This window comes from Legionella gresilensis (assembly GCF_900639865.1).
Lineage (GTDB): Bacteria > Pseudomonadota > Gammaproteobacteria > Legionellales > Legionellaceae > Legionella_C > Legionella_C gresilensis.
In genome coordinates this window covers 1-13745 of record NZ_CAAAHX010000007.1, presented here as the reverse complement: position 1 = coordinate 13745, position 13745 = coordinate 1, and the positions used below count along the sequence as shown (strand labels likewise).

The following is a 13745-nucleotide window of genomic DNA, read 5'->3' as shown; positions in this document are numbered from 1 at the left end:
TCACCTTTAATAAGCTCCAAGCTGTTTGGCAACATGCTTAAGCCTGTCTAGGCTCTCTTGTTTGACTGAATTCATTATTACCTCCACGTATTCTTTCTAATAATAATTCTTTTGCAATATCTCGCTCTCGTGCTCGACCTGCGCGGATTGCATCTACTAATACCAATAACTCATAAAATCTTTCATCAGGGGCGTTATGCAGAGATTTAGTTACTGAAGAGTGAATAGGCTCTAATGCTACCCCTTTTTTATTACCATACACATCTGGCCAAACAGGTATAGGATCATTGCCTAGGCCTATCTTACCTTTGAAGATGGAAGCTGCAACTGCTGTAGGCATCCCTTGTGTATAAGAACCTAGTTTAGCTGGAAAAAGATATTTTATTGCTGTAATTAAAAATTCTTCTGCTGCAGCAAGGATGGGAAGAAATGGAGTTAAATTTTGTGAGCTAAAATTTGCTTTCCTAATTAAACCCGCTTCTTCTAACCTTTTTAGGCCCGCATTGATCTCAGAAAGACTAATACACAACTCGCCTGCTAAACATCTTTGTGTCCATTTCTTGTCTGGATTAGCTAGTAGCTTGAGCAAAATAAGGCAATCTTGTCCCTTAATCATGGTGCACCCTACCCTTTTATACTAAGATTAGTATGGCATATTGTTCGCTGTTCGCGAACAGCGAACAAATAATGAAAGAATTCTTTTTGCTATGTACTGTCCTAGTTACCCCAAGTGATATTTTTTAAAATGGGATAGCTTTTAGCCTATGTTTATGCGGATGTCCCAATGATTTTTAATAAGACTATCAACCTTTATATATTTGTTACCTGATTATTTTGCTGTCTAGTAGATTTTGTTCATTTTTTTATGTTGTTCATTTTTGTTGAACGTAATTCAATTATGAACAAACTAACTTTGGCTTAAAGCCGTGCAATCAACGTTTGGAGAAATGATAGGCAATTATATTGGGCCAAGGCCAATCTACACTCGCTGATTAGTTTCTGCAGATAGGGCAAAACCGAAAATTTAAGCTAAATTAAACATAAGTAAACATAAATTTAGGTATTATTTTGGAGAAGAATTTACCATTGTTTATTAATTCATCTGCACAAAAATTTTTACGGTATATAGAAGATCAACAAAAAAAAGAAGATGCTTTCCGTGATAACTTAAGAAAACAAAGTACAGCAATGGCTAAGGCTTTAGAAGTTACAATATGGCCGTATCTTTCTAAAAGAGGATGGTTTCTTTCGGGGGAAAGATTATATTTTAATACAGTATTAATTATAAAAAATACAATAAATGAACTACCTAATTTAAGTAAAGAAGAAGTCACCAAATTAGAGCTAGAATTAGAAGATGCTCTCATGGAACTAACTAAGAGAATAATTAGTATAACAGAAGATAATATAGGTAAGATTTGGAAATCTCGAAAAGATATAATTAAACAAGCTTTTTGGGCTCATCAAGAAGGATTATATTCCTTAAGTATACCTGTCTTTTTAGCTCAAGCAGATGGTATATGTCATGAAATCTTTGGGTGCCATATATTTTCTAATTATAGTGGTAATATTAAAACTAAGGTGCAAGAAATCCTTGATAAAGAAAATAATACTCCTTTAAAGATAGCCTTTCTTAAAGTACTTACAGAAACAACCAGCTTAACTGATAATATAAAAACCCGAAATGAAAAAATACAAAGTGATCCTTTATATGGGCCGCTAAATAGGCATGCAATATTACATGGGGAAGATCTTAGTTATGCGAAAGAAGCTAATAGCCTTAGGTGTATAAGTCTTCTATCTTTCCTAATAATGGTAAAAGACTGTACGAGTTAGCTTAGATATATTGATTCTTTAGAATTTAAAGGTTGAAATCACTTTAATCTATAGAGAATTTTTAATTAGCTAATTTTAAAAAGCTTATAGAATTTTTATTGAAATTTCATTTTTCAGATTTGTTTTATAAATAGCAGTATTTACTATTTATAGGGGAATATAAATGTGGGATTTTTTAAATAGTCCTCTGATTTCTGGTATCGTAATACTTCTTCTAGGAAGCCTAGGCTATTTAATACCCATTTCTATCAAATATATATTAGGAAAAAAGGCATCAAATAATAAATGGGCTTATTTTAAAAAAACATATCCTATATTAGAGCAGGAAATGAAAAAAGATTTTAATGAGCCTACTTATGACTACATAGATGAGCTAGTTGTAACAAAAACAAAATTAACATTTAATTCGAAAAGCCCAAGGTTCTATTATGATTCGTCAAAAATTGATAGAGCTTGGGAAGGCATAGAGTATTTAGATAAATTAGGTTATTTAGACCTTATGAAAACAGATGATTTCTTCCGAATATATCGAATTAAAGAAAGCCTTAAGGCTAAACTAAAGGGCTAAAACAAATTATAGCATACCCATAACAAGGTAGGTTTAACGCAGTGAAAGTATAATCAAGGTTCTATTTATTTCAATCTTTCAACTACAATTTGCTCATCCAACCAGCAAAGAGCTATAGAAAATTAGTTCGTTAAATACGGCTTTATTAAATCCAGTATGGACCTTATTCTTTATTCCATCATACATGTCAATCTTACTTCTAAAATTAAGCTAACTTAATACTTGGGCTTTATGACAAATATAACTTCGAAGAATAGAAACCTTAATTCCGCTGGCGCTGCATCACGGCTTCGTTGAATAGTACTAAAATATAAATAAAAATTTATAATCTTTAAGTTATTTATTGCTTTTTAATTTACTGGATTCTAATGCGTTAATTACAGCTCTCATTTTTAGCAATAAATCATCAAACCCTATTTCTTCAAGATATTTTTCATAGTTTTCTTGAGATTCGTATTGTCTATCTGAAAAGGGATCATCCGAAAGCTCTTTTCGAGCTTCTTCAATCTCATTGAGAGATCTATTCAAGCTATTAATAACGAACTTCTGGAATCCATGTGAATTCATATAACTATCCTTAATAGTTTCCTTTTTAAAAAGATAGCACAAATCTAAATCCACTTTCGGAAAATGGGTTGTTCATAAATTTTTAGCAAACTTTGATTATATTGTATATTACTCCATTAAGGCACTTGCCTACCCTTCATATCGCAAATTTACCTCCCTAACATTGCTACCGTACTATGCCAAAGACCGCCGTTAGAACTATTATCTGTTTCCGCACCAATATGTAAAATTTTGTATTCATGCTTTTGAAGATAATGATTTATTTGCTCATCCATATCTGCCTTTCTTCCTTTCGAATTAAATAACTCCGAACATTCTTGACATTTAGTTACTTCAATGCAACTTGATAGATAAAGAACATGAGATATATCGGCGGCATTATTCATAATAAACTCCCTGTACGAACTATTAATAAAATTATAATTAATAAATGTTAACTATAGGTATCATAAGTCAGGGACATGATTTTATGCTTTATTAATAGTAAAAATTTATTATAAATTAGTCTCTAAACTTCGACACATATTCGACACGCAAAACCAAAATGAAAATTTAAATTCGTAAGTTATTGATTTTACTATGCCGTTGAGCGGAATCGAACCGCTGGCCTATTGATTACGAGACTATTTTCATCGATTATCAAACAGTATCAAACGATAGCAAATAGATACACTTAAATATTAAATATCAACAACTTATATAAATTTACTGTTGCAAACAGTTGCAAAAAATTGTAAACCAGTACAAAATTAAGTGTACCCATTAGTGTACCCAAAGAGAAGAATAAAAATGGCTACCTTTACTGACACTTACATAAAAAATTTAAAAGCAAAAGATAAACGGTATGAAGAGTATGAAGGAGGAGGTTTTGGAATCCGCGTTTCACCCAATCAGCTTAAATCATGGATATACCGTTATAAAATAGGCAATAAAACCGATAAATTAACGTTAGGGCACTACCCTACTATGTCACTTTCTGCAGCTCGAAAGAAATATCTTGAGCTTCAAGAATTAAGACGTACAGGACAAGCTCCGAAAGTCATTATTCAACAACAAATCGAAAAAAAGAATGACACTGTAGCCAAACTAATTACCTCTTGGTATATCAATTATATTGAAAAAAATAGAAAAAAACCTCTTCAAATTAAACAGCAAATTGAAGCAGATATTATTCCCTTACTTGGCCATTGCGAATTAGAAAAAATTCAACCTATAGATATTTCTAATGCACTAGATAAGATTGTCCAACGTGGCGCTCCAATTCAAGCAAATCGAGTACTAAGTACCTTAAAGCAGGTTTTTAACTACGCAGTGAGTCGAGGAAGCATGCAAGCAAATCCAGCTCTTAATATTCGTGCTCGTGATATTGGTGGATTAGAAAGGCATCGTGAACGCTATTTAAACCTAGAAGAAATTAAAAAGATTTGGCTTTTTTTAGATAGTTCTCAATGCCAAATGTCAATTCAAACTAAAAGTGCCATAAAGATAATTATTCTTACCGGAGTTAGAACAGCTGAAATACGTTTAGCGAAATGGAGCCAGGTCGATTTCAATAATTCACTTTGGATAGTACCACCTGAACATAATAAAGGCGGAATTACTGTTAAAATTCATCTATCAGATTTAACTAAATCAATTTTTAAAGCATTACATGACATTAGCGATTCTTCTTATGTCATACCAAGTTTAGTTGAAGACAAGCCGCTTGACGAAAATTCTCTGCCAAGAGCTATCAGACGAATTCAATCAAAGGTAGGTATTCCAGAATGGACTGCTCATGATTTAAGACGTACGTTTGCAACTCAGCTTGGTGAAACACTCCATATTGATCCAGTCGTGATTGAAAAATGTTTAGGCCATAAAATGCCTAAGATTATGGCTACTTATAATAAGAATGAAATGCTACCCCAAAGACAAGAAGCACTTGATAAATGGGCAGCCTATATCCAAAGACATATTACATATCAGCCCACTTTGCAAAAACAAGAGCAATTATGTATAATTTAATTAACATAACCGCCACGCCTAGAGAGTTTCGACTCTTGCGTAACCTTGGCGGTTTTTTTATTCATGCACTATGAAAAATATTGAAAAAGAAAAATATCTGAAACCCACCCTTAATATCCAAGAGCAACTAGAAAAATTAAAGAAATGCGGTTTAATTATTAAGGATGAAAACACGGCTTTAGAAACCCTATCTAATATTAATTATTATCGCTTAAGTGCTTATTGGCTTCCTTTTAAAAAAAGAGATAACTATGGGAACCTTTCAAATCAATTTCAGGATAATACCTCTTTTGAAAGCATCTTAGAACTTTATGAATTTGATAGAAAGCTAAGACTTCTTATCATGGATGCCCTAGAACGAATCGAAATATCAATCAAGACACATATTACCTATCATTTAGCTAATCAGTACGGGCCATTTGCTCTTAATAATAGCGAAAATTTTCATAGTAAATTTTCCTATAATAGTTGGCTCTTCCAAATCCAAGACGAAATTAAACGCTCTAAAGAACCCTTTGTTGAGCACTATAAAAATAAATATGAAGATTTTCCCAGCCTACCGATCTGGATGGTGACTGAAACCACATCATTTGGTTCAATCTCTTTTTTGTATAAAGGATTGAAAAATGAAGATAAGCGGGCTATCTCTAAAAAATATTATAATTTACATCCTAAAACCTTAACTAATTTTTTGCATTTTTTAACCTATGTTAGAAATATATGCGCGCACCATAGCAGGCTTTGGAACAAAGAACTTGCAATAAGACCAACCTTAGAGGGGTTAGATGAATTATGGCGACCACCTATTACTCCTAGAAATGACCGATCTTTCTTTATTTTAATTACACTTAAATATTTATTGTATAAATCAAATACAACGAAAGACTGGATGAAATCATATGATGATCTTATTTTACCAATACTAAGCAAATATCCTTGGAGTGCTAATTCGATGGGTTTGCCTGAAGACTGGCAGTCTCACCCTTTATGGGCAGAAAAATAACTGTTTAGCCAATAGCCTAAACTTAACATGATATGGAAGCCAAAAAGCAGAATCATAAATAGAGTAAATGAATTTACTTGGCCAAAATAATTGAAACTTATAAAAGGTGGTAACCAAGTAATAATGGCATAACCAACAAATAGCACAGTTGCAAATGTCTTGCTATAAGAACTATGCTCATCTTTTAAAAGCCTGGCAAATATAGCAAAAATAAATCCAAATAATATTGCATAGATTGCACCCAAAATAATAATAACAGGCCACCAACTACGCGCATCAACATTATTACTTTGGAAAATTAATGAGGTAACAAAAGCTAATAGGCAGCCATAAGATACAATAAACATATCTCGTTTAAATATTATTATTTTATCTGAATACGCTCTTTCTTGTTTTATAATTTTCTCTGACCAAATTACAGCCAGGGCAATAAACGGCAAACTACTAAGCCCTTCATACCAACTACTTTGTGAGTCGATTTGCATGACTATATAAGCTAAAATATAAGCGATTATCAAAGCAATAGAATAGTGATTAAAACGATATACATTCATAAGTATTAGTTCCGTAATTTTGCTAAAAGGGCACTATTAAAAAATCTTACTCAAGAAAGGCATTGCCACTACCATCTTTTAATTTTATAGGCTCTTTAGCGTTGAATGTTATCTCTAATAAGCTTCCCAGCTCTCTTGCCTAAGCTCACTAATTATATGCCTTATCTGTATGCTTAGCTAACTCTATTGTCGCGTCGGTAATATCAGGTGAATATTTTTCATTAGCGCATTCTAAAGTACGAATAAACTGCTTATCAAACCATTCAACTTTATACAAAAATCCTGAATTTTCATTACCTCTTACATCAATAAGAGTAACTTTCCCGTTAACATCAAAGCTTGCATCTTCTTCAGCGACACGAGCTGCACCATGAGAAATTGTAAGATTGTTTTCAATATAAGCACACATTCCAAATGTAGTTTTAAAAAATTCGACAGCTCCTGACCAGCCAATAACAGGTTCTTTAACATAAGTTCCAGAAGGCGCTATACCAATGAACTCTGTCATTTTACTTTGAGGTACACCAACATAGGGATAAGCTGTTAGCATATCAGCCACATGATATCGCATATGTGATTCATCAGGTCTATACATCTTGGCTTCTATGGCTTCATTTCGCTTCATTACTTTTCTAAAATGTAATAGTTCATAAGCCCTATCAGACGTTTCTTCAATATAGCCTTTAGTTTTCAATTGCTGAGCTTGCTCGATTTCTTTTTTCTTTTGCCATTCAGGTTGTGATAAATCCTGTCTCGGTACTACTTGAATGCCAGAATCTGGCGTTATAAACCCCTTGTTCTTAAGTGCTTGAATACTTGATTTTGTCATGGCTTCTTTTTCTGCATTAGTGATAGCAAAAGCTATGGCCGGCATAAAACTTAAAACTATTAATAGTTTTTTCATACTCATTCTCCACTTTAATTTTGATCCCACCAGCCATCATAGATGCTACAATCAGAAGCTTGCGTATTAGTGTCAAGAATTTCGCGGCCACGATCTAGAAAATAGTGAAACCCAGACACAAAATACGTTCCACCAGGTGCAGATTCATTCCAATGTACAGCTGCTTGTCGCCAGGTGTAACCCATGCCTGTATCAATATAATGGTAACCCTTATTTGGATGTTTTAAATCATAGTTATGAAAACTTACAACACGCCAATTGTAATTGTGCCATAAATACCAAGTGATAGACTCATTATTAAAACAATTAGCTCGACTATGTGCAGTAGTTGCATAAACGCCAGCATGAGAAGTAAAAGTTAAAGATAATATAAGTGTTCCTATAATTTTTCTTAGGTACTTCATTGTATAAGCCCTCGATATTTCACATTATTTTGTTTCTGGGCTCCATCTAGAATTAAAGATTTTTAACCTCTAAGGTCTGATTTATCCACTGCTCTATAACTTTATAGTGCCATGACAGAATTGAACCGTTTAACTTAACTGGCTTTGGAAATTTACCTTCCATCCACCAACGTCGCAGAGTATGACGGTTACGACCTATAAGCTGCTCAACATCATTTATAAACAAAACTTGCTGCTTAAAGCTGCCATGATACATATTTAACTCCTGTTATTTAATTCAGCCAAAATACTCGATTCGAGTATAATTAAAACATATCGAGTATTCGTATGCAATATATAAATATGATAGCTCATATCAATTAGCAATTTTTTGAAACAACAATATTTTCTAATTAGTTATATGTCTCAAATTAAAACAGATAGTAGCTCTATACCTCGGGGGATTTTATCAATACAATAGGGATGCAACTTGACTTAAGAGGAAATGGTATGAATTTTTTAGATGAAATTGAATTCGCAGTTGGCAATGAATACTTAAGTGATTATGAATCCATTGATTCAAAATTACTTTCTTCAATCACTAAAGAACAATTAACTAATTTATTAACTCAACCACATTCTAATACAATCTGTGATATAACTGATTAAATGCATACACTCATTGTTGCGGGCTCAGGGATTAAGTCTATTGCCCATTTAACTGCAGAAACTAGGCAGGTTATTAAGAAAGCAGATAAAGTTCTTTATTTAGTTAATGAAAATAATTTCAAAGCCTGGCTTGAGCGTGAAGCAATAGAAGCAGAATCCTTAGAGCCTATTTATTTTAAATCAATTAAACGAGCTGATGCATATAAGGAGATAAGCAATTATATCGTTGAGCAATACCATCAAGTAAAAAATCTGTGTGTCATTTTTTATGGACATCCCACTGTTTTTGCGCAATCAGGGTTAGATGCAGTCAAGCAAATCAAAAAAGAAAAAGGAAATGCTATCATTCTACCCGCTGTAACAGCTATGGATTGCCTTTTTAGTGACTTGGAAATAGATCCAGGCCAACATGGCTGCTTTACAATAGATGCTACAGAGCTTTTAATTTATGAACGCACTCTAGATGTGCACGGACATCTTATCATTTGGCAAATTGCGAATTTAGGTCGAGCAGATACTCAAATTACATCTAAAATAAGTGTCTTGCAAAATTATTTGGAAAAGTACTACTCTCCAACACATCCTATTTGTATTTATGAAGCAGCTCTTTTACCAACGCACAAACCTAGAACTGATTGGCATCAGGTAGCTGAGTTAGGATTGCTAAATATTAATCCGTTGTCAACGCTTTATCTTCCACCCACTGAACAAAAGAAAATAAGTCAAGATTACTTAGCTCTTTTAGAAATTGATCCGCAGGATTTTCAATCATCTACTTAACTGAACACAGCCACGAAATAATTTAGCATCGGCTGAAAATGTCGTGCTGTTCTGGCTGTAAGAAAATAAGAAGCGTTTATCTTGTTCTAATAATTCTGCAGGCCCTCTTATTGAATGTTTTTCATTCGCTTGATAATGATAAAATGTAAATTTCAGTTCTTTACTTAAATGGTAAAGAGGACTTCCATAAGCATCACTATTTTCCGCAGTAAATTCCTCTTGATAAGCATGCAAAACATTTTTTAATGTTTCAAGTTCAGTAAGAGTACTTTTGCTTTGGTTTGACTTGAAAGTATTAATGTCAGTAAATGGACACTGTAATGGATAATAAATCATGTCTCTACACCCATTAAGTGAGGCTGGCACCATGACGGTAGGCGTATAAACTAATCCATAACATTCAGCATAAGCATGCTGAATAGTTTTTAAAGGTAAGTATTGCTCATCATTGGCTGGCTTTGCTCCAATACCAGGCCCCATACAAATATTAAAAATGTATTTTGCTGTATCGATAATAAAGGGCGTCGGCCGAAAACGATTCACCTTTTTGGCATTTAAAAATAAATTATTACTGGACATATCAAACGTATCTCGAATAATTTTTTTTCTTAACGCCTCAGAAAAATAAAGCTTTAACTTAAGCCAATGTTCGTCATTTTTAACTTTTTCAATAAAAGATTCAGAAAAATATAAAATTTCGCTACACCAATTGCTTGCCTCATTGTCTATTATTTCCTTAAAAACTTGATAGTGCTCATAAGGTGACTTAGGTGCAGGTGCTGTAGTTTTAAAATATTTTTGAATTTGCCCATGCTTTCTTACGCAACCAATATTGGGCAACAGGTAAGATGAAAGCGCTCCTGAAGAAACAGATAAAATATTATTATCAACGGTTTTATCTTCATCAAATATAATTTTCATATTAAAAATAGCACCAGGGCCCTGAACATATTCAGGAAAGATACGTTCATTTTCGCCAAAATAATGCCATTCACAATATTTGTCTAAAATCATACCTAAGGGAAGACTGCCTTTCCCATAACCTAAATGCCTATATAACTCATTATCAATAGCTGAGCTGCTAATTTTAGCGAGTTGGCCAGAGTTAGTAGGTAGATAAGCATGATTTTTTACACCAAAGTGTGCGCCAAATTGGTAATGGGCTAAAAAGAAAGGAATATTGTTATCAAGTTGAAGTTGTTCGATAACTTCATAGATGGCGGGATTAACTACTTTAACTTTGTTTTTAATTTCTTCCCAGAATACTTTTTTAATACGGTTCATTCCTAAACACCTTAACAACAGGCTGTAAACTTATAATGTTTTAAGATCTACATAAATAGCAGTAAGCCTTAATAATAGCCATCTTTAATGATAGAGTCACCACTTTCAGGATGTATAGGAAGTAAAAATGAATAAGCAGCAAGCAAAAATGCCCAAAGGAGTTATCCCTCTCTATTTTATTAAAGCATGCTCTACCTTTTCGTATGCTACTCTTTATTCTTCATTAGCACTGTTTATTACTAAAGAACTGGGTTTAGAGAGTTCTTTTTCAAATAATATTGTTGCCTTGTTTCTAGCTTTTAATTATGTCATGCAATTATTTGGCGGAGTATTAGGTGGAAGCTACTTAAGTAATCGAGTATTATTTCTTATCACTGTTGTTATACAAAGTAGTGGCTTATTTTTTCTCGCCAAATTTCAGGGTAATCTACTAAATATAAGCTTAAGCTTATATTTAGTGGGATGTGGGCTTAATACAACAAGTTATTATAATATGCTGACTCAACGTTTTGACGCAAACGATAATCGGCGTGAGAAAGCTTTCTTTTTTAATTATGCTGTGTTGAATTTTGGTTTTTTTGTAGGTTATTTTTGTAGTGGCTTTTATGATTATTCTAACCATTATGGCCCTTTATTCTATTTAAGCACTTTAGCTAACACATTATCTTTATTTTTTTTGGCCGCTAATTGGAAAGTACTAGCCGATCGAGAAACACCTTTGCTTAAGATTAATAACACATTAAAGCAGCAAGCCAAAAATATTAAAGGCGTTATTCTTATAATGTTCTTAATTCCTTTAATCTTATTTTGTTTTAATTGGGCAACCTTAAGTAACTATTTAATTATTATACTCAGCTTAATCATGTTTGCTGTAGTTTTCTATTTAAGAAAACAGCAGAAGAGCCTTGTTGATAAACAAAAACTACTTGCTTATCTTATTTTAGCTGTCACCTCTATTATTTTTTGGATGATATATTATACAGGCCCTATGGGCATTACGCTTTTTATTAAAAATAATGTGGATAAACACCTTTTTAATTTTGAAATCGCTACCCAATGGATTTTAAATGTTAACACTATTGTAATTATTTTAGGCGCGCCCACTCTTTCTATAGTTATCGATAAATTACGCAACAAAGGATTTATTTTCTCAATTTCAAGACAATTCTTTAGCGCGTTTGTCATGTTATCACTGTCATTCTTTTGTCTAGCTTATGGAATTAAATTTGCTAACAGTGAAGGTTATAGCAGCGTAACTTGGGTAATAGGACACTATTTCTTTCAATCTATTGCTGAGTTATTAATTGCACCTGTAGGGTACGCTATGGTAGGACGTATTGTCCCTATAAACTTACAGGGCTTGCTTATGGGAATCTGGACAATGACATCGGGAGTTGCCGCAACGTTATCTCATTACTTTTCCAATGCCATGACTAAGGCATCTTCCATTTACCCGTTAATAACTAATAACAATTACTTATATGTTTTCCAAGAACTAGGCATGTGGGCTCTCGCAGGGGCAATCTTTCTTTACTTCATTGCTAACAAAATCAGCCAATATATGGACGATTCCAATCAAGAAGAACCTGTTTTAGCTGAGGAAGTCCCTACTTAATTGTATTTTATTAGTAATTTTTTCGAAGTAAAAATACTAATTTTTTCACCGCTCCTATTATGGTTAACTTCTGTTTATGAAAACATAGTTCATTGTTGTTAAGTTGTAAACAGGAGTTTTTTACATGGGAAGTCTAGTTAAATTATTAACCTCCACTAATCAAACTATTCAGTATAAGAAAGAAGCTCAGAAGTATCTAATCGAGTTCATATTATTTCAGGGTAGTTATGATTTGAAAACTCTAGCTGATCTTCTAGAAGTAAATCTGCTTCTTTTAAATCAAGTCGCTAGAGGCAAAGCTACATTTGAAAAAGAAACTGCAAATAAATTGTTTGCGTGGTTTTTGATAATTATTAGCGATTAATAACGGATGATGCCTCAAAGCTATTGATAAGCATTAATTGTACGCGGTCGTAGCCAATTAATCGTAATATTACTTTTTCTGGAAATGTTGCATAAACATAAACTTAGAATAGATTTCAGCTATAAATGTGAAATAAGTGGTTGATAAATGAAACTTCATTTTGCTTGCCAACCATCCAGATATTAAACTGTCCTTTTCTAAACATTCTCATGATTTCAAAACCTCTAATGGTTGCATAAGCGGTTTTCATGGAATGAAATCCTAAAACAGGATTGATAAGACGTTTAAGCTTACCATGGTCTGACTCTAGACGATTATTACGGTATTTTATTTGCAAATGGCTACCCTATGGTGCTAATTTCCTTCCCATTTCAATCTCGAATAGCCTAATTGTAGACTGGATTTTTATCCGTATTAATCACGCTAATATCACATGTCGGAATACTCTTTATAAATTTTTTAAGAATCCGTTTAGCCGCTTTGGCATTATGTCGATGAGCCAGATAAAAAATCAGTCGTATTGTCAGACTCATCAATAGCGCGATATAAATATTTCTATTTTCCTTTGACTTTGACATACGTTTCATCGAGATGCCATCGCCTAGAGTAACGTTGGGTATACTAATCTAATCTTTTTTCAAGCTCCGGTGCATAATACTGAAACCAACGATAAATTGTAATATGATCAACTGACAAACCGCGCTTATCCATTAGTTCCTTTAAATCACGATAACTGATTCCATATTTACAATACCAACGCACGCACTGCAAAATGATCTCTCCATGAAAATGGCGCCATTTGAAATCTATAGGATTTTTAAAACTCATCAGAACTACTATGTGAAAATTCAGATAGTATACTACAGTATTGTTTTTGCAACATGGCCGACTTATTATTAATTTTTTAATGAGAATGGAACATCTTAATCATGGATGAATTAGTCGGATTTAGTAAATTATTAGATTATGGCCTTTATGTTCGTGGAATAGTAATTACGTTTTATGCCCTTATTTTATTTCGAGCAACTTCATCGCGCGTATTTGGCAATTATTCTTCCTTTGACTTCATTATTTCTATTATTTTAGGTGCAATCTTAGGTGAAGCGATTGTCAATAACATTCCTTTATTACCTTCTATGGTCGTTTGTGCTGTTATTGTCATAATTCATAGAATGCTGGCCTTTTTGTCTTATAAAAGTCGCCGCGTGGGT

Annotated in this window: 17 protein-coding genes and 1 pseudogene; 9 read left to right on the top strand and 9 right to left on the bottom strand. The window is 33.1% G+C overall.

Translation table 11 applies throughout. From position 1 onward, the window contains the following. Positions 1-37: 37 nt before the first annotated feature. On the bottom strand, positions 38-616 hold the full coding sequence (locus E1P04_RS10035; protein WP_131782778.1) for a helix-turn-helix domain-containing protein: 579 nt from the start codon (positions 614-616) through the stop codon (positions 38-40). 470 nt (positions 617-1086) lie between these two features. Here E1P04_RS10035 and E1P04_RS10030 point away from each other — a divergent pair, with 470 nt between their 5' ends. Then, entirely contained in the window at positions 1087-1836 is a 750-nt protein-coding gene (locus E1P04_RS10030) for a hypothetical protein (RefSeq protein WP_165482740.1), read from the top strand. A gap of 163 nt (positions 1837-1999) precedes the next feature. Beyond that, positions 2000-2404, top strand: a complete 405-nt coding sequence (locus E1P04_RS10025) for a hypothetical protein (RefSeq protein WP_131782776.1) — start codon at positions 2000-2002, stop codon at positions 2402-2404. Positions 2405-2740: 336 nt separating this feature from the next. Here E1P04_RS10025 and E1P04_RS10020 read toward each other — a convergent pair whose 3' ends face one another. Together E1P04_RS10020 and E1P04_RS10015 are read right to left on the bottom strand one after the other, a co-directional pair. Further along, complete coding sequence (locus E1P04_RS10020) at positions 2741-2971, bottom strand: hypothetical protein (protein WP_131782775.1); 231 nt, start codon at positions 2969-2971, stop codon at positions 2741-2743. A 149-nt stretch (positions 2972-3120) separates the two neighbouring features. Then, positions 3121-3357 carry a hypothetical protein gene (locus E1P04_RS10015; RefSeq protein ID WP_131782774.1) on the bottom strand — a complete coding sequence of 79 codons (237 nt, stop codon included), beginning with the start codon at positions 3355-3357 and terminating at the stop codon, positions 3121-3123. 403 nt (positions 3358-3760) lie between these two features. Between E1P04_RS10015 and E1P04_RS10010 the strand changes: the two genes are divergently transcribed. Further along, the gene (locus E1P04_RS10010) at positions 3761-4978 is read left to right on the top strand and encodes a tyrosine-type recombinase/integrase (protein WP_131782773.1); all 1218 of its coding nucleotides are present in this window, start codon (positions 3761-3763) and stop codon (positions 4976-4978) included. A gap of 70 nt (positions 4979-5048) precedes the next feature. Continuing rightward, positions 5049-5981, top strand: a complete 933-nt coding sequence (locus E1P04_RS10005) for an Abi family protein (RefSeq protein WP_131782772.1) — start codon at positions 5049-5051, stop codon at positions 5979-5981. On the opposite strand, the gene E1P04_RS17880 is transcribed toward E1P04_RS10005, so the two are convergent. From E1P04_RS17880 to E1P04_RS09985, 4 genes are all read right to left on the bottom strand, one after another. After that, the gene (locus tag E1P04_RS17880; protein WP_207386009.1) at positions 5957-6535 is read right to left on the bottom strand and encodes a hypothetical protein; all 579 of its coding nucleotides are present in this window, start codon (positions 6533-6535) and stop codon (positions 5957-5959) included. The two genes, E1P04_RS10005 and E1P04_RS17880, sit on opposite strands and share 25 nt — an antisense overlap. 148 nt (positions 6536-6683) lie before the next feature. After that, positions 6684-7439, bottom strand: a complete 756-nt coding sequence (locus tag E1P04_RS09995) for a hypothetical protein (RefSeq protein ID WP_131782771.1) — start codon at positions 7437-7439, stop codon at positions 6684-6686. A gap of 14 nt (positions 7440-7453) precedes the next feature. Next, positions 7454-7843 carry a hypothetical protein gene (locus E1P04_RS09990; protein ID WP_131782770.1) on the bottom strand — a complete coding sequence of 130 codons (390 nt, stop codon included), beginning with the start codon at positions 7841-7843 and terminating at the stop codon, positions 7454-7456. Positions 7844-7895: 52 nt separating this feature from the next. Beyond that, positions 7896-8099, bottom strand: coding sequence for a helix-turn-helix transcriptional regulator (locus E1P04_RS09985; RefSeq protein ID WP_131782769.1), 204 nt, complete (start codon positions 8097-8099; stop codon positions 7896-7898). 233 nt (positions 8100-8332) lie between these two features. On the opposite strand from E1P04_RS09985, the gene E1P04_RS17660 reads away from it, so the two are divergent. Next, positions 8333-8491 carry a hypothetical protein gene (locus tag E1P04_RS17660; RefSeq protein WP_165482739.1) on the top strand — a complete coding sequence of 53 codons (159 nt, stop codon included), beginning with the start codon at positions 8333-8335 and terminating at the stop codon, positions 8489-8491. Next, the gene (locus E1P04_RS09980; protein ID WP_131782768.1) at positions 8492-9271 is read left to right on the top strand and encodes an SAM-dependent methyltransferase; all 780 of its coding nucleotides are present in this window, start codon (positions 8492-8494) and stop codon (positions 9269-9271) included. Here the strand turns inward: E1P04_RS09980 and E1P04_RS09975 are convergent. Beyond that, positions 9260-10555 (bottom strand): hypothetical protein, encoded by a 1296-nt coding sequence (locus E1P04_RS09975; protein ID WP_131782767.1) that lies wholly within the window; start codon positions 10553-10555, stop codon positions 9260-9262. The genes E1P04_RS09980 and E1P04_RS09975 overlap by 12 nt on opposite strands. 127 nt (positions 10556-10682) lie before the next feature. Between E1P04_RS09975 and E1P04_RS09970 the strand changes: the two genes are divergently transcribed. Together E1P04_RS09970 and E1P04_RS09965 are read left to right on the top strand one after the other, a co-directional pair. After that, positions 10683-12170: a peptide MFS transporter gene (locus E1P04_RS09970; RefSeq protein WP_131782766.1), complete on the top strand. Its 1488-nt coding sequence runs from the start codon at positions 10683-10685 to the stop codon at positions 12168-12170. Positions 12171-12294: 124 nt separating this feature from the next. Then, entirely contained in the window at positions 12295-12534 is a 240-nt protein-coding gene (locus E1P04_RS09965; protein ID WP_131782765.1) for a hypothetical protein, read from the top strand. A gap of 115 nt (positions 12535-12649) precedes the next feature. Here E1P04_RS09965 and E1P04_RS09960 read toward each other — a convergent pair. After that, a pseudogene (locus E1P04_RS09960) lies at positions 12650-13362 on the bottom strand (IS6 family transposase). Between the two features lie 101 nt (positions 13363-13463). Here E1P04_RS09960 and E1P04_RS09955 point away from each other — a divergent pair. Further along, positions 13464-13745 (top strand): DUF421 domain-containing protein (locus E1P04_RS09955; RefSeq protein ID WP_486606319.1); only part of this gene is annotated, 282 nt, incomplete at its 3' end.

Bases quoted from the DNA above. Each gene is read 5' to 3' on its own strand.
- E1P04_RS10035 (WP_131782778.1), bottom strand. From the start codon at position 616: ATGATTAAGGGACAAGATTGCCTTATTTTGCTCAAGCTACTAGCTAAT.
- E1P04_RS10025 (WP_131782776.1), top strand. From the start codon at position 2,000: ATGTGGGATTTTTTAAATAGTCCTCTGATTTCTGGTATCGTAATACTT.
- E1P04_RS10020 (WP_131782775.1), bottom strand. From the start codon at position 2,971: ATGAATTCACATGGATTCCAGAAGTTCGTTATTAATAGCTTGAATAGA.
- E1P04_RS10015 (WP_131782774.1), bottom strand. From the start codon at position 3,357: ATGAATAATGCCGCCGATATATCTCATGTTCTTTATCTATCAAGTTGC.
- E1P04_RS10010 (WP_131782773.1), top strand. From the start codon at position 3,761: ATGGCTACCTTTACTGACACTTACATAAAAAATTTAAAAGCAAAAGAT.
- E1P04_RS10005 (WP_131782772.1), top strand. From the start codon at position 5,049: ATGAAAAATATTGAAAAAGAAAAATATCTGAAACCCACCCTTAATATC.
- E1P04_RS17880 (WP_207386009.1), bottom strand. From the start codon at position 6,535: ATGAATGTATATCGTTTTAATCACTATTCTATTGCTTTGATAATCGCT.
- E1P04_RS09995 (WP_131782771.1), bottom strand. From the start codon at position 7,439: ATGAAAAAACTATTAATAGTTTTAAGTTTTATGCCGGCCATAGCTTTT.
- E1P04_RS09990 (WP_131782770.1), bottom strand. From the start codon at position 7,843: ATGAAGTACCTAAGAAAAATTATAGGAACACTTATATTATCTTTAACT.
- E1P04_RS09985 (WP_131782769.1), bottom strand. From the start codon at position 8,099: ATGTATCATGGCAGCTTTAAGCAGCAAGTTTTGTTTATAAATGATGTT.
- E1P04_RS17660 (WP_165482739.1), top strand. From the start codon at position 8,333: ATGAATTTTTTAGATGAAATTGAATTCGCAGTTGGCAATGAATACTTA.
- E1P04_RS09980 (WP_131782768.1), top strand. From the start codon at position 8,492: ATGCATACACTCATTGTTGCGGGCTCAGGGATTAAGTCTATTGCCCAT.
- E1P04_RS09975 (WP_131782767.1), bottom strand. From the start codon at position 10,555: ATGAACCGTATTAAAAAAGTATTCTGGGAAGAAATTAAAAACAAAGTT.
- E1P04_RS09970 (WP_131782766.1), top strand. From the start codon at position 10,683: ATGAATAAGCAGCAAGCAAAAATGCCCAAAGGAGTTATCCCTCTCTAT.
- E1P04_RS09965 (WP_131782765.1), top strand. From the start codon at position 12,295: ATGGGAAGTCTAGTTAAATTATTAACCTCCACTAATCAAACTATTCAG.